We start from the raw sequence: 24,117 nt of genomic DNA on the forward strand, positions 1-24,117 counted from the left end.
TCCTCATCTGGAGTTGCCATGATCATCACCGGTGTTGCCGTATGCCTCGTCGTTCTTCTCGGCGCAGGCTTCTATTCCACCCGTAAGGTCCGGGGCGATACGGGGAACTTCCTCCTGGCAGGACGATCCCTCGGGGCACCGATCCTCGCGGTGCTGCTCATGTCCCAGGTCATCGACTCCAACGCGACACTGGGCAGCGCGGATCTCGCTGCCGGGTTCGGGTTCTGGGCCGGTGCCGCGATGCCGCTGGGCGTCGCGTTGAGCGTGCTGCTCGTCGGGCTGTTCTTCGCGAAGAAGCTGAGGGCGACCGGTGTCGTGACCCTGCCCGAGTACTTCGCGCAGCGTTTCGGGCGCGGCACCGAGATCACCGCTTCGGTCCTGACGGTCGGAAGCTTCGGCATCCTCCTCGCCGGCAACCTCGTCGCGCTGGGATACCTTCTCGAATACTTCGTGGGGCTCGACTACACCGTCGCAGTGCTGGTTCTGATCCCGTTCGTTCTGGCCTACACGATGGCCGGGGGAATGTTCGCAAGCGTCTACACCGGTGTCGTGCAGTTTGCGGTCATGGCGGTCGGCATCGTCTGCCTGCTGGGATGGGTGGCGTTCGGTCCCGGATTCTCGGCTCCGGAAGGGCTCGGCATCGGCGGTCTCGGCCAGCTCACGGACCCGGCGCAGGGTGCCGCGATCAACTGGGCAACGCTGATCGCCCTCGGCCTCGGCAACATCGTCGCGATCGACCTGATGCAGCGGGTGTTCTCGGCGAAGAGCCCGCACGCCGCGCAGCGGGCCTGCTTCTCGGCGGCTACCGGCATCCTCGTTCTGTGCGTACCGCTCTCGTTCGTCGCACTTGCGGCAATCTCCATCGTCGGGGACAGCGCCGTGGACGGCCCGATCCTGTACGTGCTGCTCGGCGAGTACGCCCCGAAGTGGCTGTCGATCCTGGTGCTGTCCGGACTCGTGACGGCCTCGCTCACCACCATCAGCGGCGTCCTGCTCTCCACCGCAACTGTCCTGGTACGCAACCTCTTCCGCGTCGGCGGCGAACACGCCGCCATGTCCTCGGACGTCATGCGGGCCACCCGGCTGTGCATGCTGCCCATGGCGGCGTTCGGAGCGCTGGTCGCCCTGCGCGTTCCGCAGACCGGCATCCTGCTCACCCTGACCTTCGACCTGCTGCTGGCGTCGCTCGTGGTGCCGTTCATCCTCGGGTTGTTCTGGAAGCGGGGTGACGGCCGGGCCGTCGCCGCGGCAGCGATCTGCGGCATCGGCGTGCGCGTCGGCTTCTTCGTACTCACCCCGACGATCTACGGCGTCGACAACACCCTGTTCTACATCCCGAACGACCTCGTCACCGCAGCCGCCGACGGCTGGACAACCTTCCTCGGGGCGATCGTGGCGCTTGTCGCCTACGTGACGGTTGCACTGGTCACCCGGCCTGCGACGCAGCCGCAGCCTCCGGTGGTCGTGCCGGTCGTCGCGCCCGAACGGCAGCCCGTCGCGGTGTAGACGTACCCCAGATACGACGGCGCCCACCGGGAAAGATTCTCCGGTGGGCGCCGTCGTGTGTAAGAGGGTGTTGCTACTTCTCGAAGACGATGTCCTCGACGAGCGTGTGCTGCTCGACGGCCGACGGTGCCTGCATACCGGGTGCCTGATCGTCGGAGTGCGCGGCCTTGAACGAATCGGAACGCAGCCAGGCGAGGAAGTCGTCTTTGGAGTCGAACTCCATCGTGGACAGGTAGGGGAGACCGTCGGCCGCCGGACGGAGGAGAGTCGTGCGGTTGAGGCCGGGAACGCCGTCGAGGGTTTCGCGCATGCTGTCGACGAAGACCTTCTCGAATGCCTCTGCCGTCTCGGCGGGAACCTCGATGCGGTTGGTGATGACGTACACGATGGGGCCTTTCTCGACGGGCAGGACTTCTCCGGGAATCATACGCCGCAGGTGAACTGGGGTATTTGCGCGGTAAGTGGGGATCGGCTCCCGGAACAGCGTGCGCAACTCTCCACTCACCGCGCGGCTGCGGCATTCCGGGAGCGTGCACGGGTGACGGCGCGTGCGAACCGGCCCGCGACCACCTCGAACCGCTCCAGCTCTGCCCAGTTCCAGCGGACTACTTCCAGTCCCAGGTCGCGCAATGCGTCTTCACGACGTTTCTCGGCGAGGAGGTCACGACGGTCGCGGTACTTGATGCTGCCGTCGAACTCGCCGACGATGCCGAGGCCGTCCCAGAAGAAGTCGAGGCGGTACCGCCGTCCGTCGCGCACGACCACCTCGCGTTGCAGATCCGGTGCGGGTAACCCGGACTCTCGCATACGGATCCGCGACAGCGATTCACCGACGCTCTCGCTTCTTCCGTCCAGAAAACCCAGAACCGATGCCGCGGCAGTCGTACCGGTGCGGTGTCGTGCCCGCGCCAGTACCGGGGCCAACTGCCGGCGTGTGTTCGGGTGAAGGCGTAGAGCGGAGTCTCCGATTGCCACCGCCTCGTCGCGCGGCAGCGTGCGGGCGAGATCGACGACCGTCCTGGCGACCGACGTGACGGCGACTCCGTGGATCTCCACGAGATCGTCGTCACCGAACCTCGTGCGGTGCGCGTGCAGGTGTGGCGTGATTCGCCCGTGTCGCCCGGGACGCGAGATGTGCACGCGGGTCAGCGGCACCTTCCAGATGTCGAGACGATGGAGAACCGCCGCGGACACATGGCTGATCGCTTCACCCGGGTCGAGACGCGAACCGACGTGGCGCGCGTGTACGCCATGGCGCCCCGCCTCGTCGAGCGCGTCGTACTCGGTCCGCCGCAGGTAGACGCCGCGGGCAAGCGGGACGAGTGTGCCCGCGCGCAGCGCGTGCCGTATGTCGTTGTCCGACGCCCCTGCGGCCGTGAGCGACGTCCTCGTCAGCACTTCCGGCTCGTCCATGCAGCGGATCGTGCCCGATCAGGTCACGGGTCCGAGCGTTCGAAGGCAACGTACCGGCGCCCTTGTGGACAAATGCCGTGTCTGCGGACAAGTACGCGCGGATCAGAACAGGCGCGGAGTCGCGTGGGATCCGTCCCGGGCTTCGACGACCCGCGCATGCCACCGATCGACGAGCCACATCTCGACCAATTCCGGTCGCGTGGCCATGAGACCGGCCCACGTGTTGATCAGTTCGACGTACCGGTGATAGCGACGCACGGTGAAGTCTGCGACCGACGGGTCCTCGAGCCATCCCTCGTGCACGAGCGTCGATACACCGTGCTGGTCCAGCATCTGCGCGGGACCGGTGTCCGTGCGCGCCTCCACCGCCCACAGGTAGGACGCCATCAACGGCACACCCACTCCCGGAATGTCGGGCCAGCCCGACCAGGTCTGACGAGAGGTGTCGGGGAGTCCTTTCGTCTTGGCGCAATAGTCGAGGACACGTTTGATCTTCGCGAACGGGTGGCGACCTTCGGGGGTGCGCACGTCGCGGACGTCGGGGAACCGCCGCACCGCTCTTCGTCGTGGATGCGCGCTGCGCCATGCCGCACACAGGAACAACAGGCCGAGAGCCTCGTGGTCGGCATCGATCAGGTCGCTACCCAACCGAAGGTCGTTGCGCTGCACCACCGCAGTGCCGGTGGTGACGATGCGGCCGTCGAGGTTTCGTCCCCGCAACCGGATCTCGTGTCCCGCGTCCTCGAGATGATCGTTCCACCACTGCAAATCGACCGTCACGCCGTCGTCGAGCACCTGAAGGTCGAAGGGCCGTGCCCGGCACCACTCGGCACAGGCCTTCGGAGGCTCGAATCCTTCGTCGTACGGATGCATTCTCGTGAGCCTGCCACGGGCACTCGATGTTCCGTGCCCGACACACGCGGCGGCATCATCACAGCTCGGTTTCCATCTCCCGGAGTTGCCGTGCCCAGTCGAACTCGGCCTCGAGAAATGCTTCCCCTCCCGAAGCGAAAGCGTCGCGCAGGTCGGTGAGCGTGGCAATGAATTGGTCGATGCGCTCGCGTGCGGATTCCGGGGTTCCGGCGGCCTTGCGGGCGTAGCCGTCGGCGAGTTGTCGGGCGGACTCGAGGTCGCCGAAACCGCGGGTCTCGAGCAGCCTGTTTGCTGTCTCGCGTGTCGCAATCAATTCCTTCAGCATCGTGTTGCAGATTGCGACGATCTCGTCGACGACGTCAGGGTCGAGGCGGACGAACTCAGCCATGGATGTGATCCTTCCGAGTCAACCGTGTGTCAGGTCGAGAAGCGGTTCGATCGATGACGCGAGGTCATCGAGACCGCTGCACCATTGCTCTCTGGGTACGCCACGTGTGTGATCGGGGTAGTACGTGCGGCTGAAGATGACAATGCCGAACTCGGTCTCCACGGCGATCGAACAGGAATTCTGGTTGTTGTTGTCGACTTCCAAGAGCGCTTGCCGGCCATTTATGGTTGTTTCGGTTGCAATGAGTCGGTCTTTGGCGAGCTCTTCTTCGAGGGTTACGTTGCCTGCCAGAACGTTGAGCCCGTATCGGAAGAGCACGCCGGGGATATGAACGGTGCCATCGTATCCGCACGCCAGGAACGTATAACTTCCCATCGGATAGTCGGCTACTTTTCTGCTTCGCGGGTCGTACCCAGCCGCGATAAGAAGTTCGTCCGGAATATCCAGACACGGGTCGAACGTGATCTGCGGGCGACCCGAGTCGTCCACGACCCGCGGCGTCCTCGTCGTCGAGGTCGGGGTTTCGACAGCTTCCGGCTCGCTCGGCGTCGCCGCGCCTGACGCGCATCCCACCGCCGTCACCACGACAGCCAGCGATGCGACCGCTCGCACGACACGATTCCACCCACCCACGCGACCCCCCGATCCGCTGATTGCCGCAGACGCTAGCACAGGGAACGCAGCGCCGTATCGCCGTGATCTGCGCGCTCAATCGGGATCTACTCACTCAATAGCGTTGGCAGATAACAATCCACCGCGCAAATTGGATTGGAAGATTACCCGTTGGCGGCATCGAGCAGGCGCTGAATCTCGTCCTCGCTGATCCCGACACACGCGGCGGCATCATAGCTCGGTTTCCATCCCCCGGAGTTGTCGTGCCCAGTCGAACTCGGCCTCGAGAAATGCTTCCCCTCCCGAAGCGAAAGCGTCGCGCAGGTCGGTGAGGGTGGCAATGAATTGGTCGATGCGCTCGCGTGCGGATTCCGGTGTTCCGGCGGCCTTGCGTGCATAACCGTCGGCGAGTTGTCGGGCGGACTCGAGGTCGCCGAAACCGTCGGTCCGTGTGAGCCCTTCCGACTGAGCCCGTGCCAACCCCAATTCGTGAAGCATTGTGTTGCAGATTGCGACGATCTCTTCGATGACGTGCGGTTCCAGTCGTACGAAGTGGCTCATTCAGTGATGTCCTAGCCGTCGATGAGAGGTTCGATGTCCGTGACAAGTTCCGTGAAACCCGCGCACCACTCCGTCTGGGGAACGCCCCTAGTGTGATCGGCGTTGTAGATGCGGCTCAATATGACGATTCCGAACTCCGACTCGAGTACGAAGGCACAGCTGCCAGACAGAGCTGGATCGACTTCCTGGAGAGCGCGTCGACCATTGATCACCGTCTCCGTCGCGACGTGCCCGTTCTTCGCGAGTTCTTCCTCGAGGGTGACATTGCCCGAAAGGATGATCAGGCTGTAACTGCGAAGGACGCCAGGTATGTGGAGCGTGCCTCGATAATCGCAGCCGAGAAAGCTGTAGGTGCCCATCGGCAACTCTTTGGGCCTCTTGCTCCTGGGATCGAAACCCGAAGACGCGAGCAGTTCGTCCGGAATATCCAGACACGGGTCGAACGTGATCTGCGGGCGACCCGAGTCGTCCACGACCCGCGGCGTCCTCGTCGTCGAGGTCGGGGTTTCGACAGCTTCCGGCTCGCTCGGCGTCGCCGCGCCGGATGCGCATCCCACCGCCGTCACCACGACAGCCAGCGATGCGACCGCTCGCACGACACAGCTCCACCCACCCACGCGACCCCCCGATCCGCTGATTGCCGCAGACGCTAGCACAGGGAACGCAGAACCGTATCGCCGCGATCTGCGCGCTCAATCGGGATCTACTCACGCAATAGCGTTGGCAGATAACAATTCACCGCGCAAATTCGCAGGATTACCCGTTGGCGGCATCGAGCAGGCGCTGAATCTCGTCCTCGCCGATTCCGAAATCGCCGAAGCTGAGAATCCGGCCGATGGGCATCGACGCTGCCATGGCGAGGACCGCAGGATCGAGAGCCGGAGCCTGCCGGTCTCCCGACGCCACGAAGATCGTCGAGAGCGCTTCGGCGGCAGCAGGGTTGGCCAGAACTTCACCGATCGACGACTCCAACGTCAACGGCACGTTCACGGCATCGCCGGCGACTTCCGCAGTCGCCGTGACCCGGATATCGCGGCTCGACGCGCCGACCTCCACGGTGTACACGCCGCCCTCCACCACCCACGCATCGATACGGGTGTCCCAGTAGGCGAGGTCCGATCGGCGAACCGCGATTCGGACCTCCCGCGACTCGCCGGGTTCGAGGAATACCTTCGCAAATCCCTTCAACTCGCGGGGTGCCCGCGACACGGCGGACGACGGCAGCGAGACGTACACCTGCACGACTTCAGACCCGGCGCGGTCTCCGATGTTGGTCACCGTGACGGTCACGGCCAGATCGTCGCCAGCGGTCACGGCCGCGGCGCCGTACTCGAAGGTCGTGTACGACAAGCCATGTCCGAACGGGAACGACACATCTTGGCGTCGTGCATCGAAGCCGCGGTAGCCGACGAACAATCCTTCCCCGTAGCGGACGTGCCCGTGCTCGCCCGGGAAGTTCGTGAACGACTGAGTGTCCTCGAGCCTGACCGGGATCGTTTCGGCGAGACGCCCGGACGGGTTGACGATGCCGAACAGCACGTCGGCCAGCGCGCCGCCCCCCGCTTGTCCGAGCAGGAACCCTTCGACGATCCCGGGCACCGTGTGCGCGAAGCCGGACACCCGCACGACACCTCCGTTCGAGAGCACGACCACCGTGTCGGGGTTCGCCGCGACCACGTCGTCGAGCAGTCGTAGTTGCTCGGACGGGAGTTCGAGATCGGGGCGGTCGAAGCCTTCCGATTCGAGTTCGGAGGGGAGTCCGAGGAACAGAACAGCCACCTCGGCGCCGGCAGCGGCGTCGACGGCAGCCGTGCGGAGTGCGTCGTCGGCGGTGCCGTCGAGCAGGTACCCGGCGGCAAATGCAACATTCCCGGTCGCGAGTGCGTTGATCTCGTCGAGCGGTGTGTCGATCCGGGTGGGATTGATCCGCGACGATCCCGCTCCCTGATACCTGGGAGTGCGGGCGAGTTCGCCGATCACCGCAATGTCCATGTCGAGAGGGAGCGGAAGGAGGGCGCGGTCGTTCTGCAGGAGCACGACGCTCGCTGCCGCCGCTTCCCGTGCGAGGGCATGGTGGTCGTCGGCGTTGTAGCTCGCGCCCGCTTCGGCGCGCGAGACGACACGGCCGACGAGGTCGACGACCCGCGCTGCTGCCGTGTCGAGCACCGTCTCGTCCAGCGTGCCCGACCGCACCGCGTCGACGATCTCCTGATCCGTGCGACCTCCGCTCGACGGCATCTCGAGGTCGAGGCCCGCGGCCACCGCCGCGACCCGATCGGCGACGGCGCCCCAGTCACTGACCACAAGACCGTCGAATCCCCATTCGCCTCGCAGCACGTCGGTGAGCAGCCACGGATTCTGCGACGAGTAGACCCCGTTGATGCGGTTGTACGAGCACATCACCGTCCAGGGACGTGCATCCTCGACGACGCGCTGGAAAGCGCGCAGGTAGATCTCCCGCAGAGGTCGCGGGTCGACGTCCGCCGACACCCGCATCCGATCGGTTTCCTGGTTGTTCGCCGCGAAGTGCTTCAGCGACGCACCGACACCCTGCGACTGGATACCGCGAACCAGCGCGGTGCCGAGGATGCCCGCGAGCAACGGATCCTCCGAGAGATATTCGAAGTTCCGTCCGCACAGCGGCGACCGCTTGATGTTGATCCCCGGACCGAGGAGGACACCGACCTGCTCGGCGCGGGCTTCCGAGCCGAGCGCAACGCCGACGCGTTCCAGAAGGGCCGCGTCGAACGAGCAACCGAGCGCGACGGCGGGGGGAAAGCAGGTCGCTGGTATCGAGTCGGCGAGCCCGAGATGGTCGCCGCCCTCGGACTGCTTGCGGACGCCGTGCGGCCCGTCTGTCAGCATGATCGACGGAATGCCCAACCGGGTAAGCGGTTTGGTGAACCAGAAGTTCAGCCCGCTGGTCAAGCCCGCCTTCTCTTCGAGGGTTGCTCCGCCGACGATGCCGGCGGGGGAGCGGTTGGGTGCGTCCTCGGTCATCGGGCTCCTTCGGCGGGACTTCGCCGCAGCGTATCCCCGTCGAAGTGGGTGAGTGTGCGGGTCGGGAATTCGGGTACCACGACAGAACCAGCCGCTTCCAGGAGGATGTCGATGGACACCGTGACAAAACTGCTCGATCGCGCCGGACGAACGTACGCGGAGGATGCGGGCATCACACTGAAAGACACCCCGAAGCCCTTGTTCGAGCTTCTCGTCCTCGCGTTGCTGTCGAGTACGCGAATATCGGCGGATATCGCCGTCGCTGCGGCGAAAGAACTGTTTCAGGCAGGATGGCGTACCCCGGAGGCAATGGCGAAGGCGCCACGTCCGGACGTGATTGCTGCGCTCGGACGCGGTCACTACGTTCGGTACGACGAGAGCACTGCCACTCGGTTGCGCGAGATGGGCGAACGAGTCGAATCCGAGTACCAGGGCGATCTGAGAAAACTGGCACAGCGTGCTGACGGTGACGCTGCGGCAGCGGCCCGTCTGCTGGAGGAATTCGACGGAATCGGACCTGTGGGAGCGGAAATCTTCCTGCGCGAAGTCCAGGACGTGTGGACCTGGCTCCGGCCCTACCTCGACAAGCGTGCCCGGCAAGGCGCCGAAGCGCTCGGTGTGCCCGCAGAGTCGGAGAAATTGGAGAAGCACGCGCCCGACGGCCGGTTCGCTCCGCTTGCCGCGGCGCTCGTACGCGTCTCGCTGGACGACGACCTACTCGAGGATGTGCGCGGCTGATCGGTCACGCACCTTCGACTGCCGCCAGGAGCATCTTCGCCGCTACCGAGATCAGCTTCGTCCGGTCGGCATCCGGGGGCCGGAGCAGGGCGATCCGGGAGCACAGACTCGCGGTGGCACCCATGACGATGAAGACCAGGTCGTCGAGTGCGTCGTCGTCGAGATCGGGGCGCAGGCGTGTGGGAATGATGCGCGCCAAGGGGCGGAGGGGGGCCTCGATGTCGGCCCAGGCGAAGCCGAACTCGGCCTCGTTCGAGGTGTAGGACACTCGCAGGACCGGGGCGTGCTTCTCGAATGCCGAGGTGAGCCCCTCCACGACCGTGACCATAGCGTCGAGAGACGCCTGGTCCATCGCGCGGGCGATTGCCGTCGACAGCGCCGTGGTGATGTTGTGGACGGCCGTCATCCTCAGTTCGTCGATGATGGAGTCCATGTCCGGGAAGTAGCGGTAGACGGTGCCGATGCTCACGTGGGCGTGTTCGGCGAGAGCCGTCGTACTGACGCGTGCCCCGGGCCGACGCTCGAGAAGCTCGTGCGTGGACGTGAGAAGGTGCGTACGCATCTCTCTGGCACGGCGCTGAGTCGGGGATGTTCGTACCCCTCTACCGGCCGAATTGCCGTTCGGTGTGCTGGTCACAAGAAATGAATAGTAAGTGAGGATTTCTCGTGTTTGCATGGAATGTATGAATCGACGCATTCCGCGCGAACTTGTCAACGCAGATCTCGCTGTGCGTCGCTACGGCGACCTCGGAAGCAGGTGGCTGGACGGGATGTGGCAGGCCGACCCACTGGCCGACGCGGTCGTCGCCGACGATTTCGGTTCCTCCTCGGCCACAGCCGAAGTACGCAGGGCGTTGGCAGACGGTATCCACGCTGTCCCGAACGCTCCCGAGTCGCTACGAGCGCTGTTCACACGCCTCGACGACGAACCCGAGTGGCTCGACCACGACCGCCTGGACCACGCTGCCGATGCCCTCATCCGTCACACCCCCGTGATGGGCATGGTGCTCGGGGCGGCGTCGCTGCTTCGGGGTGCCGCCAGTGAGATCGCCGGGAAGCCTCTCGCGCTGACCGGTCGTTACGTGAGTCAGCCGGCGGTGCGCTCCGTCGAGGTGGGGGAGTGGCTGCGGCATGTGATCGCGCGAGACGGAATGCGCCGCAACGGAGAAGGTTTCGCATTCACCGTCCGGGTGCGGCTCATCCACGCACACGTGCGCCGGGGCATCGTCGCGAGCGGACTGTGGGACGAGGACGCATGGGGTGTGCCGATCCCTCAGCCCTATATGGCGTTCACCATCGCCGAATTCGGGCACATCTGTGTCGAAGCGATGCAGACGCTCGGCGTGCGTTTCACCCGCACGGAACTCGACGACATCTACCACCTGTGGCGCTACGTCGGGCATGTGATCGGCATGAGCGACGAACTCAACCTGTGTAAAGAAGCCGATCACGTGCTCGTCGAGGAGTTGTACCGGTTGACCTCTCCGGGACCGAGCCAGGACGACCGAGATTTCGTGGCCGCACTCACCGACGACTATCTCGTCCCGGAACTCGCGAACCTCCTGCCCGGAAACGACCGTGTGCGAACATCTCTCGCTCTCACGCTGATGCACAGCCTGCAGCGTGTCTTCGTAGGTGATGCGGAGGCCGATGCGCTGGGGATCCCGGACAGCCCGCTCAAGCACGTGGTGCGCCGGGCCGGACCCGCGCTCGCCCTCGTCAACCGGATCCAGGAGCGGCGCTACCCGGACAAGGCTCGGACCACAGCGCGGGCGTACAAGGTTCGGGACGCAGCGATGGACCGTATGCGCGTGGACTACGGCGTCGCCCACGACCTGGTGGACGCCGCTCCCCGTTAACCATCTGAAAGAGAGGAAATGCTCGCCGGACGGAGATTCGCGCGGCGAATATCGTGAGCGAATCTCCGTTCGACGCGCAGATCAGGATCTACACGTCCCTGTCCGCGGTGTCGAGTGCGCGTGCCCAGTCGAATTGCGTGTCGAGGAAGTCCTCGCCTCCCGCCGCGAACGCGTCGCGCAGTTGGGTCAGAGTGTCGATGAACTGTTCGATCCGCTCGCGCGCGGATTCTGGTGTGCCGGCCGCCTTGCGGCTGTAACCGGCGGCGAGTTGGCGGGCGGATTCGAGATCGCCGAAACCGTGCGTTGCGGAAAGCCTCTCAGTTGCTTCCCCGACCTTGTGCAGCTCGGCAAGCATGGTGTTACAGATGGTGACTAGTTCGTCGATCACATGGGGTTCGAGTCGAACGAAGGCTGACACAGGTTTCCTCCCAAGTGGTTTCGGCTCAGCTCGTGATAGATGGTTCGAGCGCCGTTACGAGCGCTTCCAGTCCCTCGCACCATTCGCGTTGCGGCACGGGGCCAGGGTGGTCCTTGTGGTAAATCCTGCTGAAGATAACCATGCCGAAAGCCGTTCGGAGAACGAACCTGCAGGTCCCGCCAGTGGCGGGATCGATCTCGAGGAGGGCGGGGCGGTCGTTGATCATGGTCTCGGTAGCAACGTGACCGTTCTTTTGTAGTTCTTCTTCGAGTGTGACGTTGCCTGCCAGCACGAGAAGGCTGTATCCGCGGCGAACTCCGGGAACGACAGTGGGATCCCGATAAGTGCAGCCCAGGAACGTGTACGACCCCATCGGCATATCCGAAAACTCTTTGTGCGCCGCGTTGTAGCCGGCCTCCGTCATGACGTCGTCGGGGAGGTCGAGGCACGGATCGAAGGTGACGGGAGGACGTCCGGAGTCGTCGACGACGCGCGGTGTGCGCACTTCCGACGTCTCGACAACCGTTTCGGCTCGAGCAAGTTCGTCGGGGGGTGGTGGAGACCCGCATCCTGTCGTGACAGCTATTGCGGCCACGAGAGAACACGTCGCCAAGCCCCGCCTGCTCATGAGCCCCCCGGATCCGCAGTTGGCGCCAGACGCTAGCACACCCGGTTCGGCGGAGCGGAACGAACTTCGGCGGAGTCCGCGCCCTCAGCCTGGTCCCGCAGAGAGGGCATCGAAGACGCGCTGAGCGAATGCCTGGTCCTCAATTCCCAGGATGTCCGCCCAGAAATACGCTGCTTCGGTGCCGTAGTCATGGCCGTGGCCACTGGGTACGTCAGCGGCGAACACCATGTCCAGGGTCACCTGCCAGAACGTCACGAACGGGATCCACGACATGCTCTTGTCGACATCGGCGCCGCGCTCTTCCCGGAGCCAATCGGGGCGGTTCAGGATCAGGTCGGTGGACCACCAGACGATCGGATCGCTCGGGTGCTGCCAGTACACGATGCGGGGGAACTCCCATTGGCGCAGTCCGGGAAGGTCGGTGAGATCTGCAGGTGTGGCGGCGAAGCGCACATTCTGACCGCCGTAGACGACGGGGAGGATTTCGCGGCTGCCCGGATCGCGCGAGTCGGTGATCCTGCGCCACTGCTCGGTGAAATCGGGGGTGCCCACCCACAGGGCGCCGTCGGTGCGGGTAATCATGTCCTGCGCCCCGGAGAACGCCGACTGGCCGCCGTACGATCCGAGGGATTCACCGAAGACCAGTAGCTTCGGCCGTGTGTTCGGGTCCAGGTCGCTCCAGCGGTCGTACACGGCTTCGAACAGTGCGCGACCGGCGTTGCGTGGGGAAACCCGGTCGGCGAGGAACGCCAGCGGACTCGCCAGAAAGGAGTACTGCATCGCGGCGATCGCCGAGTTCCCGTCCGCGAGGTATTCGAGGCTGGACGCGACGTCTTCGTTGACCCATCCACGTCCCGTCGTGGTGGCGACGGCCAGATACTCCCGATCGAATGCGTTCGTGCGGTCGAGTTCCGCCACCACACGTGAAGCGAGGGTGTCCATCTCTTCGGGTTCGGACTGTCCTCCGGCGTTCTCGATCGAGCGGTAACCCGCGTAGACCCGGATCGGCATCATGGCCGGCCTACCGGTGACCGCACCGATCTCCTCCGGTGTCGGTCCGCCGGCGACGAACGTCCGGCCTTCGCGTCCGAGCGAGTCCCACGGTTGTTCCGACGCGTCGGATCCGGACCGGTCGGGCGACTGCGGTTGCACGACACCGGCTGCGGTGCCCTCGTCGACCACCTTCGCCGACCCGTCGGCGATACGCGTGATCCCGGCCGCGAGCAGGCCCTCGAGCGCCAGAAATACGACGGCTCCCACCACCACGACACTCACTGCCCGCGCGACGGGCACCGGCAGAATCCGCACGACCTGCCGAGTGATGAACTGCGCGACACGACGCAGACCTCGCCCTATGAGAAGGAGGATCAGCGAGAGGAACAGGGCTACGGCCAGCACGCCGGGATAGTCCCAGTTGCTTCCGCTCTCGATGCCCACGAGTTCGCGGCTGATGTTCTGCCAGCGCGACCCGAGCGCGAGGAACGTCGGCACCACCACGATCGCGACCAACGCGAGCAGTATCCAGAGGACCTTTGCGGCTTTCGGTGGCACTCGGACGTCGAATCCGCATTTGCGTATCCCCCATGCCACCAGGACGCCGATCCCGTAGCCCGTCACGATGCTGATTCCGGTGGCGACCCCCTGCAGATACCACGCACGCGGAAGTAGCGAGGGCGTGAGCGACCAGCAATAGAACAGCAACGCCACCACCAGCCCGAGGAAGCTGAACCGACTGAGCCACTTCATGATTCCATGCCGCATTCGCATGGGAAGGGAGACGCGTTCATGAGGCGCGGGGGCCGGAGTGGTGTCGGTCGTCGTCGTCACGGGCGGGTCGCTTTCGTCGTAGGACGTTCTGCCGGCGGGCTGTAGTTCGTCCATTCCGTTTCGACTTTTGCGCCGGAGCCACGTCGAGGGGACGGAATTCGATGCCGTGCGACGAAAACTAGCAGAATGAGGGGGTAATTCTCGGGAGAAGAGGCCATGGAATTCCGATCGACAGCGACGGTTTCCGGAAGGCGCGTCCCGGCACAGTTCCGCGCGGCGATGAGGACTGATCTCGTCCGCACCGGGTCGCTGCGTCTCGATGCGGACGGAAGCGGCATATCGGTTGCTCCGGACCGGATTCGGCGTGATCGGCATGCGTGCGGTCGCGGCGTCCGAAAGCCCGGATATGCCCCGGAGACGTCCCGGCCGGTGTCATTCTGGAGAGTGAATCGCCATCGATCGGCGGGAGGCCGAGGATGAAAGCACTGGTATTTCATGGTCCGGGACAACGCGCGTGGGAAGACGTGCCCGACCCCACGATCACCGAACCGACCGACGCGATCGTGCGCGTCGACGCGGTGACGATCTGCGGCACCGATCTGCACATTCTCGGTGGTGACGTTCCGGCGGTGACGGACGGACGAATTCTCGGTCACGAAGCCGTGGGCACTGTCGTCGAAGTCGGCTCCGGCGTTCGCAATCTCATGGCCGGTGACCGCGTACTGGTCTCGTGCGTCTCCGCCTGCGGCCGATGCCGATACTGCCGCGAGGCGCGGTACGGCCAATGTCTCAACGGAGGCGGCTGGATTCTCGGACATCTGATCGACGGAACCCAGGCCGAACTGGTGCGAGTTCCGTTCGCGGACAACTCGACCTACAAGATCCCCGAGGGGGTCAGTGACGAGCAGATGCTCATGCTCGCCGACATCCTGCCCACGTCGTACGAGGTGGGAGTACTCAACGGGTGTGTGCGTCCGGCCGACGTGGTGGTCATCATCGGCGCCGGGCCGATCGGTCTCGCCGCGATTCTGGGCACCAAGTTGTTCAGTCCCAGCCATATCGTGGCCGTCGACCTCGCCGACAGTCGCCTGGAAGCCGCGAGATCCTTCGGAGCGGACATCGCTCTGAACGGTGGACGCGACGATGTCGCAGCGGTCGTGGGTGACCTCACCGGTGGGCTCGGAGCCGACGTCACGATGGAAGCGGTCGGCGTGCCGCAGACGTTCGAGCAGGCGGTGGCGCTTGTCCGGCCGGGCGGACACGTCGCGAACCTCGGCGTCCACGGTTCGCCCGCGACACTGCATCTCGAGGACATCTGGATCAAGGATCTGACCATCACGACGGGCCTCGTCGACACGTATTCCACTCCGACGCTCATCGGGCTCGTGGAGAGTGGACGGCTCGACACGTCGCCCATGATCACCCACAGGTTCAACCTCGACGACTTCGAAGAGGCATATGACGTATTCGGCCGGGCAGGGGAGACGGGTGCGCTGAAAGTGCTGCTCACGGCACATTCTTCGACCTGATCGCTGGGCGGTGGAACCACACATATCGACGGGATGAGCGACGGCGTTACAGCGCCGGCAGAAGTGCAGGGGCGAGTTTTCAGGCGCCGAATCCTCCGGTAAGAATGTCCGATCGGACCGAGTTTCAGCTCGGCCGGGAGGACATCCGGAGGGGTAGACGTGATCGATCTTCGTGCGCCGGCGAGTGGAACCCTCACGCTGCCCCGAGGGCATCGCTGGGTGGTGGTCGATGTCGAGACCTCGGGTGTGCGTGCAAACGCCCACCGCGTGCTCAGCGTCGCCGCGCTCGCGTTGCGCGAGGACGGTTCGGTCGAGCGGGAGTTCTCGTCGCTCGTCGATCCCGGTTGCGACCCCGGGCCGGTGCACATCCACAACCTCACCCGCGAGCGGCTCGCGGGAGCGCCGCGCTTCGAAGACATCGCGTCGGAGCTGGCGGACATTCTCGCCGGCGGCACCGTCGTCGCCCACAACGCGTCGTTCGACTACGGCTTTCTCGACGCCGAGTTCCGGCGGGCGGGAAGGACACTTCCGGTGCAGCAGCGGCTGTGCACGCTCGCGTTGTCGCGCCGCCTCGACCTGGACCTTCCCAACTACCGGCTCGCGACGCTCGCGGAGCACTGGCAGATTCAGCAACTCCAGGCACACGACGCGTACGACGACGCGCGTGTGCTGACCGAAATCTTTCTGCGCAGCGCCGGAATGGCACAGACACTGCAACTTCCGCTGCCCGTCGTGAACTGCCGGAGCAGCAAGTCGGTGTACCCGGCATCGGTGACCCGGGTTCCCTGCCGGTGGAAGAACCCGGGCAAGCTCACGGACGCCGGTCTCGTGCAGGGTATGAAGGTCGTGATCAGCGGGTCGACCGCCACGCCGCGGACGGCACTCGCCGAGCGCCTCACCGAAGCAGGGCTCGACGTCCTCAACCAGGCGAGCCGGCAGACCAGTGTGCTGGTGTGCAACGACCCCGTCGTGCAGACCGCCAAGGTGCGCAAGGCGATGGCCGAAGGCATTCCCGTCATCAGCGAGCGACACCTCGACGACCTTCTCACCCGGGTCGCTCCCGGCGAGCCCAAAGTCGCCACCGTCATCGATGTCGTGCCGCAGGCACAGATCCCTGTGGAGACTCCGCAGGTCGTCACCGCCCCCGCCCCCGACGACACGGCGCCGGCACAGGGCTGGGCGCTGCAGGGCCACAAGCCCAAGTTGTGGTCGGGCCGAAAAGTACTGTTGCTGGGCGGAACCCATCTCGAAGCGGTGATGATGCGGTCACGCATCGCGCAACTCGGTGCCAGGCCCGCCCTGAACTTCACAGCCGCGGTCACCGACGCGCTGGTCCTCGGCGGCGGCGAAAGCGACAAGCGGATGCCCCGGGTGCTGCAACGCGCGCTGCCCGTCCTCACCCCCGACGACGTCAACGCCGCGGTGGAGAAGGGTGTGATCCCACCGCACATGCGGACCGAATCCCGAATGACGGCGCCGGTGCTGTCGCTCGGCGAGGTGACCGACCTGCCCGCGAAGATCACGTCCTGGTCGGTGAACATCGCGTGGAAAGCCGAAGCTGTCGACGACGAGTTCGACATCGACATCGTCGCGTTCCTGCTCGGTTCGGACGAAAAAGTCGACACCGATGACGATTTCGTCTTCTACAACAACCCCGTGTTCGACGACGGGGTGGTGGAACTGACCATCGACGGCAGCAGTGAGCAGTGCGTCCGCGTCGACCTCGCGTCGCTGCCCGCCGAGTGCGAGCGCATCGCCATCGCGGCGGCCATCGACGGCGACCGTACCTTCGGTGACCTCGGCGCCGTCTCCGTCAGCGTCGACAGCGACGAAGGTACTGCCGCTACTTTCGTCCTCGACGCCGGGACCACCGAACGCACGATGGTGCTCACCGAGATCTACCGCCGGGCAGGCAAGTGGCGTCTGCGGGCGGTGGGGCAGGGCTACGACGACGACCTCGCGGCCCTCGCGGTGCGGTACGGGGTCGACGTCGATGCCTGAACGCTCACGGGTACTACCGTCGCGAGACCCGCGATGAGCATTCGTATTCCCCAGGAGCCGAGGTTTGCGCATGTCACCGAAGAAGTGGTGTGGCGGGCGCTGATCGATCAGCTCGGGCCGAACGACCTCGTGGTCGCGAACCAGCGCGTCACCGACCACGACAAGGACCACGAAATCGATTTCGTCGTGGCGCTCGAGGGCTACGGTGTGATCTGCCTCGAGGTCAAGGGCGGGGGAGTCTGGTACGAGAACGGCGCGTGGTATCAGCGTCGCCCGGGCGGACCCGCCGTCATCGATCCGGTGGGACAGGTGCGGGGCGCAATGTACGCGTTGCGCCGGTACGTCGACGACGATCCCCGCCGCCCCGTCGGCCACGTGCGCTGGGATCACGTGGTCGTGTTCCCCAACAGTTCGTTTCCCGCAGACTTCGCCTTGCCGGAATGTCCCCGCTGGAAGGTGGTCGACCGTGACGATCTGAGCGGAATCGTCGGCAAGCTCATGAAGGTGCTCATCGATCAGTACGTCGCGAGGACCGGGATCGACGCGGACTCGATCCTCGAACTCGCAGATGTGCTGTCGGGGCGTGGATTGCCTCAGCGCGACGTGGTCTCGCGCGCGCTCGAGAACGAGGACGCCGGCAACCTGCTCACCCAGCAGCAAGCCGCGGTACTCGATGCGGCGCGTCTGCTTCCCCGCGTCGAGATCCGCGGAGGAGCGGGAAGTGGCAAGACCTTCCTCGCGATCGAAAAGGCTCGTCGGCTCACCAAGGAGGGCAAGCGTGTCGCGCTGATCTGCTATTCCCACGGGCTCGCGTCCTACCTCGAACGCGTCACCAGGGCACTGCCACGGAAACAGCGTCCCGCCTATGTCGGTGAATTTCACAAACTCGGCCGACGCTGGGGTGCCCCGGAAGGTCCGCCGGAGAGCGTGCGTACGGAAGAAACCGTGGCGTTCTGGGAGCATGTGCTCCCGGCGCGGATGGCGGAACTCGCAGCCGAACTTCCGAACGGGCAGCGGTTCGACGCCGTGGTCGTCGACGAAGCGCAGGACTTCGCCGACGATTGGTGGCGGCCGGTTCTCGCTGTATTGAGAGACGAGGATGCCGGCGAGATCTACGTGTTCAGCGACGAAGGGCAGCGGGTCTTCGATCGGGAAGGTGTTCCCCCGGTTGCGCTGGTGCCGTTGGTGCTCGATCAGAACCTCCGCAACACCAAGCAGATCGCCGGGTGTTTCACACCGCTCGTCGGGCAACGCATGCGATTGCTCGGCGGCGACGGACCCGACGTCACCTTCGTTCCGTGCGCACCGGAAGATGCGCTCGATCGCGCCGACGATGCCATCGAGACGTTGCTCGAAAGCGGTTGGCGGCCCGAGGATGTCGCGCTCCTCGCGACCGGGAGTCGACATCCGGAGCAGGTCGAGAGGCAGCAAGCCGGGCCTGAAGCGTACTGGGAGAGTTTCTGGGACAGCGACCAGGTGTTCTACGGTCACGTCCTGGGATTCAAAGGACTCGAGCGTCGGGCCGTCGTGCTTGCCGTGAACGAATCGCGGCCGCAGGAGCGATCGCGGGAACGGTTGTATGTGGGGCTGTCCCGGGCCCGCGACCAGTTGATCGTGTGCGGGGACCCGACATTCATACGGACGGTCGGTGGAGAGGAGTTGCTGAAACGGCTGGGCGGGGTGTGAAGCCCCGCTGCCCACGACTACCAGCCGAGCGTAGCCTTTCAGCTTCTCCCGGTGCGGACTCGTCTCGAGACTGTCGCGCACTCGGCAGAATTGGCGGTGACGCCGGCTTCGATTCCGCGGTTGTACGTGAATCTTCACTCGCCGCGGGAGCTGGTTAACAAGCCGGTGCCTTCTGGTTCGCGCTTTGTCGAAGCCACCGGCTAGGGACGCAGCCAGGTACCGGACGCGGACTTGGCTCTATCGGGCGGACACCAGGGGTGGTTGCTCCGACCGACGAATGGGGATGCGGTCGCCTGCTCAGTGAGGGTTGATGAGCCGAACCGTTGTCGATCTGCGCGCTCAATGGTGATTCGCTCGCGCATTTCCGTGCGCGGATCCCCGTTGGGCGAGCAAATAGCATGCATGGAAAGCCCGGCGTCGGCTGATTGCTCGCAACTGGTGCCCCTGCACTGTCCTGGCGGTAACAGCAGGGGATTTTTACGCAGGTCGAAGGGTAGTGTCGGCGGAATTCAATGCACTTGTGCGGGGACGAGGCGGGACCGGACGCGGACTCGCCGGAGACAGTTTCTAAGGTGGTGGGGTCCGTTGCCGTCGGCGGGTGGAAGCAGGGTGTGGAGTGGACGTCGCGTCGAGGGACAACGATCCCGAACTGAGGGACCGCGTGCAACGCCTGCTTGCCTTCATGGCAGAGCTCGTCAAAGCCCGCAGCGCACCGGTTCGCATCGTCGACAAACACCGTGCCGTGATGTCCCTCGAGGAGGGAAACATCAGAGCCGGCCTGAAAGCCCACGCCGCGTCGGGTGAGGTCTTCCTGCGCGCGCGTCGTGCTCAGCTCGAAGACCCGCCACTCCCTTCCGGAGAGTTCGCGACGTATGTTCGCGGAGACATCGGCGACTCCGACATCGAACCCGCACTCGACCCGACGGCCCCCGACACCGCGGCAGGCTTCGACGCCTGGCTCACGGACTGGCGGACATGGGCGGCCGCCGACCGTGAACGACGAGCCGCGTCGCATCTGTACACGTTCCTGCAGCGAACGATGCTCGACCTCGAAGACCAGCCTGAATCGCTCGAACTCGTCGTCGCGTCGGGTTTGCTGCACCTGTCCGAGCGGGTTGCGGGCGCGCGGGTTCGCACACACCTGATCACGCAATCCGCTCTCATCGAGCGGCACGGCGACTCCGGCGACCTGGTGGTCCGGTTGGATCCCGGCGCCGGCCCGTCGTTGGAAGATGTTCAGATCCTCACCGGGCTGGAGGTGTTCGACCCGTCGAGTGTCCGCGAACTGCACGACTCCCTTGTCACTCAGGTCGCATCGCCCCTCGATCCCGCCGCGCGGGCGTTCTTGAAGAGCTGGGCCGAGCGTGCGCTCACCCTGCGCGTCGAGGTCGCCGAGCGCGCAGAAGAAGCATCGGCGCCCGACGCATTCGTCACCCCGTCACCCGCACTCGTCCTGCGCAAACGCGGTGCCCACGCACTCATCGAGTACTACAACCGCATGACCGAGGCCGCCGCCGACGAAGCGAACCCGGTGCCACTAGGTCTGGCGCAGCTCGTCGAAGCCATCGAGCCGGCAGACCGTGTCGCATGGCTCGATCGCATCGGCACGCCGTCGTCCCTCTTCACTGGGGATCCGCTGCTTCCACTGCCCGCGAACGAAGAACAACGCGAGATCCTCGACCGGCTCGCGGGTGACAGCGGCGTGGTGATCGAAGGCCCACCGGGTACGGGCAAGACCCACACCATCGCCAACATCGTGTCCGCGCTGCTGGCGCGTGGCCAGCGCGTGCTGGTCACCAGTGAGAAGGCGCAGGCGCTGCGTGTACTCCGGGACAAGCTTCCGGACGAACTCCAGGACCTGTGTGTGGCGGTGACCGACCCGGTCGACGGCGGGTCTGTGGAACTCACCCGCAGCGTCAGCGAAATCGCCATCCGCAAAGCGCAATTCAACGCGCGGCGCGCGCAGGAACGCATCGACGAACTCACCACGCAACGGAACGATGCACTCGGCCGTCGAGCGACGCTGATGGAACAGATCCGGCAGGCGCGAGCCGAGGAAGCATCGGTCCATGCCGAGGTCGCTGCCGGCTACGAGGGGACGGTTGCCTCGATCGTCCGGCGGGTCCGCGCACAACGACCCAAATACGAGTGGCTGCCCGCACCTCTCCTCACCGACACCCCGCCGCTGACGGTCGACGAGCTCGTCACCCTCCATGCGCTCCATCAGCGGTCGAGCGTCGAGCGTGCGCGACGCCGGCACCAGCGCTTCCCGGAGCTGTCCCTCCCCACCCAGAGGGAACTCCAGTACGCGTGCGCGGCCGTCTCACAGGCATCGAGCGGCACCGCGAACGACGAGATGCAGGGATTGCTGCGGATACTCGAGGGGGCATCCCTCGAGGCACTCGCCCACATCCGCGAGCGGTGCGAGCAGTTGCAGGGCGCTCTGAAGGATGCAGATCGCCTCGACGCTCGAATTCGTCGCGTCGCCGACGACGTCCTGTCGGGGAAGGCTCAGCATCTGTGGGGAAAGACCGCCGAGCTCGCAGGACTCGTGCAGGCCGCGCAGGACGCCGACCGGATCGTCGGTGCCAGCTCGGTCCAGGTGCCGGTATCGGGACCGCTCGCCTTCGAGGCGTACGACGCACTCGCCCGCAAGCTGGAGGCCGGGGAGACGTGGCGTAGTGGTTTCGCTCGGTTCCTGAGAAGCGACGAACAATCTGCGGTCGAGGCGCTCGGTGAGCCGGCGACCGTCGACGGCGTGGCGGCTACCACCGCCCACACGGTGCGCATCGTCGCTGAACACCTCCGTGTGCTCGAAGCGATCCGGGTGGCGGGGGTCGTCCTCCGCGATCTGGGCATCGACATCGAGCTCGACGAGTCGCGCAGCCGTGCTGTGGGCACCCTCGCCTTCATCGACCGGGACCGCGTCATCATCGACAGTCTCGTGGCACGGGTGCGAGACGTCGAATCGGCTTTACGCGATGTCCATCCCGGTGCGCCGCGGATCGCGAGCGTCGAACAGGCGCGGTCCATCGCGGAGTCGGCCCGGGCCATCGCCGCGACGGGCACTGCGGAAGCAAGCAAGAACTGGCTCGAATCCATCGGAATGTATGTGCGGGGCCAGACTGCCGGCGGAGCGTCGCCCGAAGGACGCGCGCTAGCACGAGCCTTCCACGAAGCGGACTTCGACGCGATCAATGCGGCGCTCGACGCGTGGGATCGCGCGGTCGGTGAACAACGCGAGGAGCTGGAACTCGTAGCCCTGCAGGCGCGTTTGACGACTGCTGCACCGGCGCTCGCGCAGACCCTCGGAGACAATCCGTTGAGCTTGGCGTGGCCGGTTCGTCTCGCCCACATCGAGGATGCGTGGGCGTGGCGACGTGCAGATGACTGGGTGCGGCGCTTCCACGAACGTAGCGACGACGGGCAGTTCGAACGTGAACTCGACGCAGTCGAGAAGGACATCACGCGCCTGACGACGCAGCTCGTCGAGGAGAAGGCGTGGAGTGCGTGTCTCGCCCGCACGACTGCCGAACAGGTCCAGGCACTCCATTCGTACCGTGACCATGTCGCGAGTATCGGTAAAGGAACCGGGCGGTATGCGGAGCGCTATCGTGCAGCGGCGCGCGAGGCCATGCAGGTCGCGCAGGGAGCGGTGCCGGCGTGGGTGATGCCGTTGCAGCAGGTGCTCGCTTCGGTTCCACCCGAACAGAATTCGTTCGACGTCGTCATCGTCGACGAATCGAGCCAGGTCGACATCAGCAGTCTGTTCCTGCTGTGGCTGGCGCCGCGTGTGATCGTCGTCGGCGACGACAAGCAGTGCGCACCGAGCGCGGTGTCGCTGGGTGCACTCGACGGCGTCTTCACTCGTCTCGATTCGTACCTGCCCGATATTCCGAACTACCTGCGCGACAGCTTTACTCCGCGATCGAGTCTGTTCTCCTTGCTGCGGTCACGGTTCGGAAGCATTATCCGGCTGCGGGAACACTTCCGGTCGATGCCGGAGATCATCGCGTGGTCCAGCGAACAGTTCTATGCGGACGATCCGCTGGTTCCCTTGCGGCAGTACGGGTCCGACCGGCTGCCGCCACTACGCACCACGTACGTCGAAAGTGCTGCCGTCACGGGACAGAACTCCACGTTGGCGAACCCCGTCGAGGCCCACGCCCTCGTCGACACCCTCGTGCAGTGTGTCCAGGACCCGGCATATGACGGCAAGACGTTCGGCGTGGTCGTTCTGCAGGGACAGTCGCAGGTCGACGTCATCCAGAACGAATTGCTGGACCGGCTCACCCCGGCCCAGTGGGAGGAACGCAGGTTGCGCGTCGGCACGCCCCCCGATTTCCAGGGCGACGAGCGGAACGTGGTGTTCCTGTCGATGGTCGTCGCGCCAGACCAGAACATCGCGGCGATGACGCGTACCGAATACCAGCGGCGGTTCAACGTTGCGGCGTCGCGTGCTCAGGACCAGCTGTGGTTGTTCCATTCGCGGACGCTCGACACGCTGCGACGGACCGACCTGCGGTATTCGCTGCTCTCCCATATGCAGTCGACGTCGACGCTGCCCGCCGCACCCATGCCGGACAGCGTGACGCGCGACGAGCGGCACGAGGCGTTCGACAGTCTCTTCCAGCAGGAAGTGTTCCTCGACATCGTCGCCCGCGGCTATCACGTGAACCCGCGGGTCGAGGTGAACGGCCACTTCATCGATCTCGTGGTGACCGGAGCGGCAGGCAAGCTCGCGGTCGCGTGCGATGACGGGCAGTGGCACACAAGCCCCGACCGGCAGCAAGCCGACCTCGAGCGGGAGCGTGAACTGCACCGGAGTGGGTGGAAGTTCTGGAGGGTCCGGGAGTCGGAATATTACCTCGACCCGGCTGCGGCAATGACCGGACTGTGGGGCGAGCTGGAACGTCGCGGAATCACACCCGGCCGGGTTGATATGCAATCGATCGCCGGGAGGGACGATTACTGAAACAGCTTGGTAGCAAAGGTTCTCGGACGGGAATGTTACAGTGCGTCTTTCCACCCGCTTTCTTCAGCAAAGTACAAGGTGCCTGATATTTATTGATGTGCAACAACTCTCAGCGAAGGATTCCCGAAGACATCGTCTCTTGGGGATTCTTCGTATACGAAGG

At 65.2% G+C, this 24,117-nt stretch carries 19 protein-coding genes; 7 read left to right on the forward strand and 12 right to left on the reverse strand.

The features are described 5' to 3' along the window. Nucleotides 1–18: 18 nt before the first annotated feature. A complete protein-coding gene (locus tag HF877_RS18650) occupies nucleotides 19–1,506 on the forward strand; it encodes a sodium:solute symporter family protein (protein WP_169622689.1) in 1,488 nt (495 codons plus the stop codon). Nucleotides 1,507–1,579: 73 nt separating this feature from the next. On the opposite strand, the gene HF877_RS18655 is transcribed toward HF877_RS18650, so the two are convergent. From HF877_RS18655 to HF877_RS18690, 8 genes are all read right to left on the reverse strand, one after another. Beyond that, nucleotides 1,580–1,933: an antibiotic biosynthesis monooxygenase gene (locus HF877_RS18655; RefSeq protein ID WP_206037343.1), complete on the reverse strand. Its 354-nt coding sequence runs from the start codon at nucleotides 1,931–1,933 to the stop codon at nucleotides 1,580–1,582. Between the two features lie 74 nt (nucleotides 1,934–2,007). Continuing rightward, a complete protein-coding gene (locus HF877_RS18660) occupies nucleotides 2,008–2,919 on the reverse strand; it encodes a hypothetical protein (RefSeq protein WP_169622690.1) in 912 nt (303 codons plus the stop codon). 102 nt (nucleotides 2,920–3,021) lie between these two features. After that, entirely contained in the window at nucleotides 3,022–3,792 is a 771-nt protein-coding gene (locus tag HF877_RS18665; protein WP_169622691.1) for a hypothetical protein, read from the reverse strand. 58 nt (nucleotides 3,793–3,850) lie between these two features. After that, a complete protein-coding gene (locus HF877_RS18670; RefSeq protein ID WP_169622692.1) occupies nucleotides 3,851–4,180 on the reverse strand; it encodes a hypothetical protein in 330 nt (109 codons plus the stop codon). Between the two features lie 18 nt (nucleotides 4,181–4,198). Continuing rightward, a complete protein-coding gene (locus HF877_RS18675; protein ID WP_169622693.1) occupies nucleotides 4,199–4,792 on the reverse strand; it encodes a DUF3558 domain-containing protein in 594 nt (197 codons plus the stop codon). Between the two features lie 231 nt (nucleotides 4,793–5,023). Beyond that, nucleotides 5,024–5,353, reverse strand: a complete 330-nt coding sequence (locus tag HF877_RS18680) for a hypothetical protein (protein ID WP_169622694.1) — start codon at nucleotides 5,351–5,353, stop codon at nucleotides 5,024–5,026. A gap of 11 nt (nucleotides 5,354–5,364) precedes the next feature. Then, entirely contained in the window at nucleotides 5,365–5,949 is a 585-nt protein-coding gene (locus HF877_RS18685; RefSeq protein WP_169622695.1) for a DUF3558 domain-containing protein, read from the reverse strand. Between the two features lie 160 nt (nucleotides 5,950–6,109). Beyond that, the gene (locus tag HF877_RS18690) at nucleotides 6,110–8,353 is read right to left on the reverse strand and encodes a glycoside hydrolase family 3 C-terminal domain-containing protein (protein WP_169622696.1); all 2,244 of its coding nucleotides are present in this window, start codon (nucleotides 8,351–8,353) and stop codon (nucleotides 6,110–6,112) included. Nucleotides 8,354–8,464: 111 nt separating this feature from the next. Here HF877_RS18690 and HF877_RS18695 point away from each other — a divergent pair, with 111 nt between their 5' ends. After that, nucleotides 8,465–9,091 carry an endonuclease gene (locus HF877_RS18695; RefSeq protein WP_240952689.1) on the forward strand — a complete coding sequence of 209 codons (627 nt, stop codon included), beginning with the start codon at nucleotides 8,465–8,467 and terminating at the stop codon, nucleotides 9,089–9,091. 4 nt (nucleotides 9,092–9,095) lie between these two features. Here the strand turns inward: HF877_RS18695 and HF877_RS18700 are convergent, their stop codons facing one another. Beyond that, nucleotides 9,096–9,653: a TetR/AcrR family transcriptional regulator gene (locus HF877_RS18700; protein ID WP_169622698.1), complete on the reverse strand. Its 558-nt coding sequence runs from the start codon at nucleotides 9,651–9,653 to the stop codon at nucleotides 9,096–9,098. A gap of 121 nt (nucleotides 9,654–9,774) precedes the next feature. Here HF877_RS18700 and HF877_RS18705 point away from each other — a divergent pair, with 121 nt between their 5' ends. Then, the gene (locus HF877_RS18705; RefSeq protein WP_169622699.1) at nucleotides 9,775–10,950 is read left to right on the forward strand and encodes an oxygenase MpaB family protein; all 1,176 of its coding nucleotides are present in this window, start codon (nucleotides 9,775–9,777) and stop codon (nucleotides 10,948–10,950) included. 88 nt (nucleotides 10,951–11,038) lie between these two features. On the opposite strand, the gene HF877_RS18710 is transcribed toward HF877_RS18705, so the two are convergent. The 3 genes from HF877_RS18710 to HF877_RS18720 all read right to left on the reverse strand — a co-directional run bounded on the left by HF877_RS18710 (nucleotide 11,039) and on the right by HF877_RS18720 (nucleotide 13,742). Further along, complete coding sequence (locus HF877_RS18710) at nucleotides 11,039–11,368, reverse strand: hypothetical protein (protein ID WP_169622700.1); 330 nt, start codon at nucleotides 11,366–11,368, stop codon at nucleotides 11,039–11,041. A gap of 25 nt (nucleotides 11,369–11,393) precedes the next feature. Next, nucleotides 11,394–11,963 (reverse strand): DUF3558 domain-containing protein, encoded by a 570-nt coding sequence (locus HF877_RS18715; RefSeq protein ID WP_346765235.1) that lies wholly within the window; start codon nucleotides 11,961–11,963, stop codon nucleotides 11,394–11,396. A gap of 117 nt (nucleotides 11,964–12,080) precedes the next feature. Then, nucleotides 12,081–13,742 (reverse strand): alpha/beta-hydrolase family protein, encoded by a 1,662-nt coding sequence (locus tag HF877_RS18720; RefSeq protein WP_240952692.1) that lies wholly within the window; start codon nucleotides 13,740–13,742, stop codon nucleotides 12,081–12,083. A gap of 497 nt (nucleotides 13,743–14,239) precedes the next feature. On the opposite strand from HF877_RS18720, the gene HF877_RS18725 reads away from it, so the two are divergent. The 4 genes from HF877_RS18725 to HF877_RS18740 all read left to right on the forward strand — a co-directional run bounded on the left by HF877_RS18725 (nucleotide 14,240) and on the right by HF877_RS18740 (nucleotide 23,954). Next, on the forward strand, nucleotides 14,240–15,292 hold the full coding sequence (locus tag HF877_RS18725; RefSeq protein WP_169622702.1) for a zinc-dependent alcohol dehydrogenase family protein: 1,053 nt from the start codon (nucleotides 14,240–14,242) through the stop codon (nucleotides 15,290–15,292). A 159-nt stretch (nucleotides 15,293–15,451) separates the two neighbouring features. Beyond that, complete coding sequence (locus HF877_RS18730; RefSeq protein WP_169622703.1) at nucleotides 15,452–17,293, forward strand: TerD family protein; 1,842 nt, start codon at nucleotides 15,452–15,454, stop codon at nucleotides 17,291–17,293. Nucleotides 17,294–17,326: 33 nt separating this feature from the next. After that, complete coding sequence (locus HF877_RS18735; RefSeq protein ID WP_169622704.1) at nucleotides 17,327–18,979, forward strand: ATP-binding domain-containing protein; 1,653 nt, start codon at nucleotides 17,327–17,329, stop codon at nucleotides 18,977–18,979. 616 nt (nucleotides 18,980–19,595) lie between these two features. Beyond that, a complete protein-coding gene (locus HF877_RS18740; RefSeq protein WP_346765236.1) occupies nucleotides 19,596–23,954 on the forward strand; it encodes an AAA domain-containing protein in 4,359 nt (1,452 codons plus the stop codon). Nucleotides 23,955–24,117 lie beyond the last annotated feature (163 nt).

The organism is Rhodococcus sp. BL-253-APC-6A1W (assembly GCF_012843405.1).
In the GTDB taxonomy this organism is placed as follows: domain Bacteria; phylum Actinomycetota; class Actinomycetes; order Mycobacteriales; family Mycobacteriaceae; genus Rhodococcus.

What these genes read in the sequence shown, in the direction of transcription:
- HF877_RS18695 (WP_240952689.1), top strand. Translation starts at nt 8,465, where the DNA reads ATGGACACCGTGACAAAACTGCTCGATCGCGCCGGACGAACGTACGCG.
- HF877_RS18680 (WP_169622694.1), bottom strand. Translation starts at nt 5,353, where the DNA reads ATGAGCCACTTCGTACGACTGGAACCGCACGTCATCGAAGAGATCGTC.
- HF877_RS18670 (WP_169622692.1), bottom strand. Translation starts at nt 4,180, where the DNA reads ATGGCTGAGTTCGTCCGCCTCGACCCTGACGTCGTCGACGAGATCGTC.
- HF877_RS18705 (WP_169622699.1), top strand. Translation starts at nt 9,775, where the DNA reads ATGAATCGACGCATTCCGCGCGAACTTGTCAACGCAGATCTCGCTGTG.
- HF877_RS18735 (WP_169622704.1), top strand. Translation starts at nt 17,327, where the DNA reads ATGAGCATTCGTATTCCCCAGGAGCCGAGGTTTGCGCATGTCACCGAA.
- HF877_RS18690 (WP_169622696.1), bottom strand. Translation starts at nt 8,353, where the DNA reads ATGACCGAGGACGCACCCAACCGCTCCCCCGCCGGCATCGTCGGCGGA.
- HF877_RS18665 (WP_169622691.1), bottom strand. Translation starts at nt 3,792, where the DNA reads ATGCATCCGTACGACGAAGGATTCGAGCCTCCGAAGGCCTGTGCCGAG.
- HF877_RS18650 (WP_169622689.1), top strand. Translation starts at nt 19, where the DNA reads ATGATCATCACCGGTGTTGCCGTATGCCTCGTCGTTCTTCTCGGCGCA.
- HF877_RS18660 (WP_169622690.1), bottom strand. Translation starts at nt 2,919, where the DNA reads ATGGACGAGCCGGAAGTGCTGACGAGGACGTCGCTCACGGCCGCAGGG.
- HF877_RS18720 (WP_240952692.1), bottom strand. Translation starts at nt 13,742, where the DNA reads ATGAAGTGGCTCAGTCGGTTCAGCTTCCTCGGGCTGGTGGTGGCGTTG.
- HF877_RS18700 (WP_169622698.1), bottom strand. Translation starts at nt 9,653, where the DNA reads ATGCGTACGCACCTTCTCACGTCCACGCACGAGCTTCTCGAGCGTCGG.
- HF877_RS18725 (WP_169622702.1), top strand. Translation starts at nt 14,240, where the DNA reads ATGAAAGCACTGGTATTTCATGGTCCGGGACAACGCGCGTGGGAAGAC.
- HF877_RS18655 (WP_206037343.1), bottom strand. Translation starts at nt 1,933, where the DNA reads ATGATTCCCGGAGAAGTCCTGCCCGTCGAGAAAGGCCCCATCGTGTAC.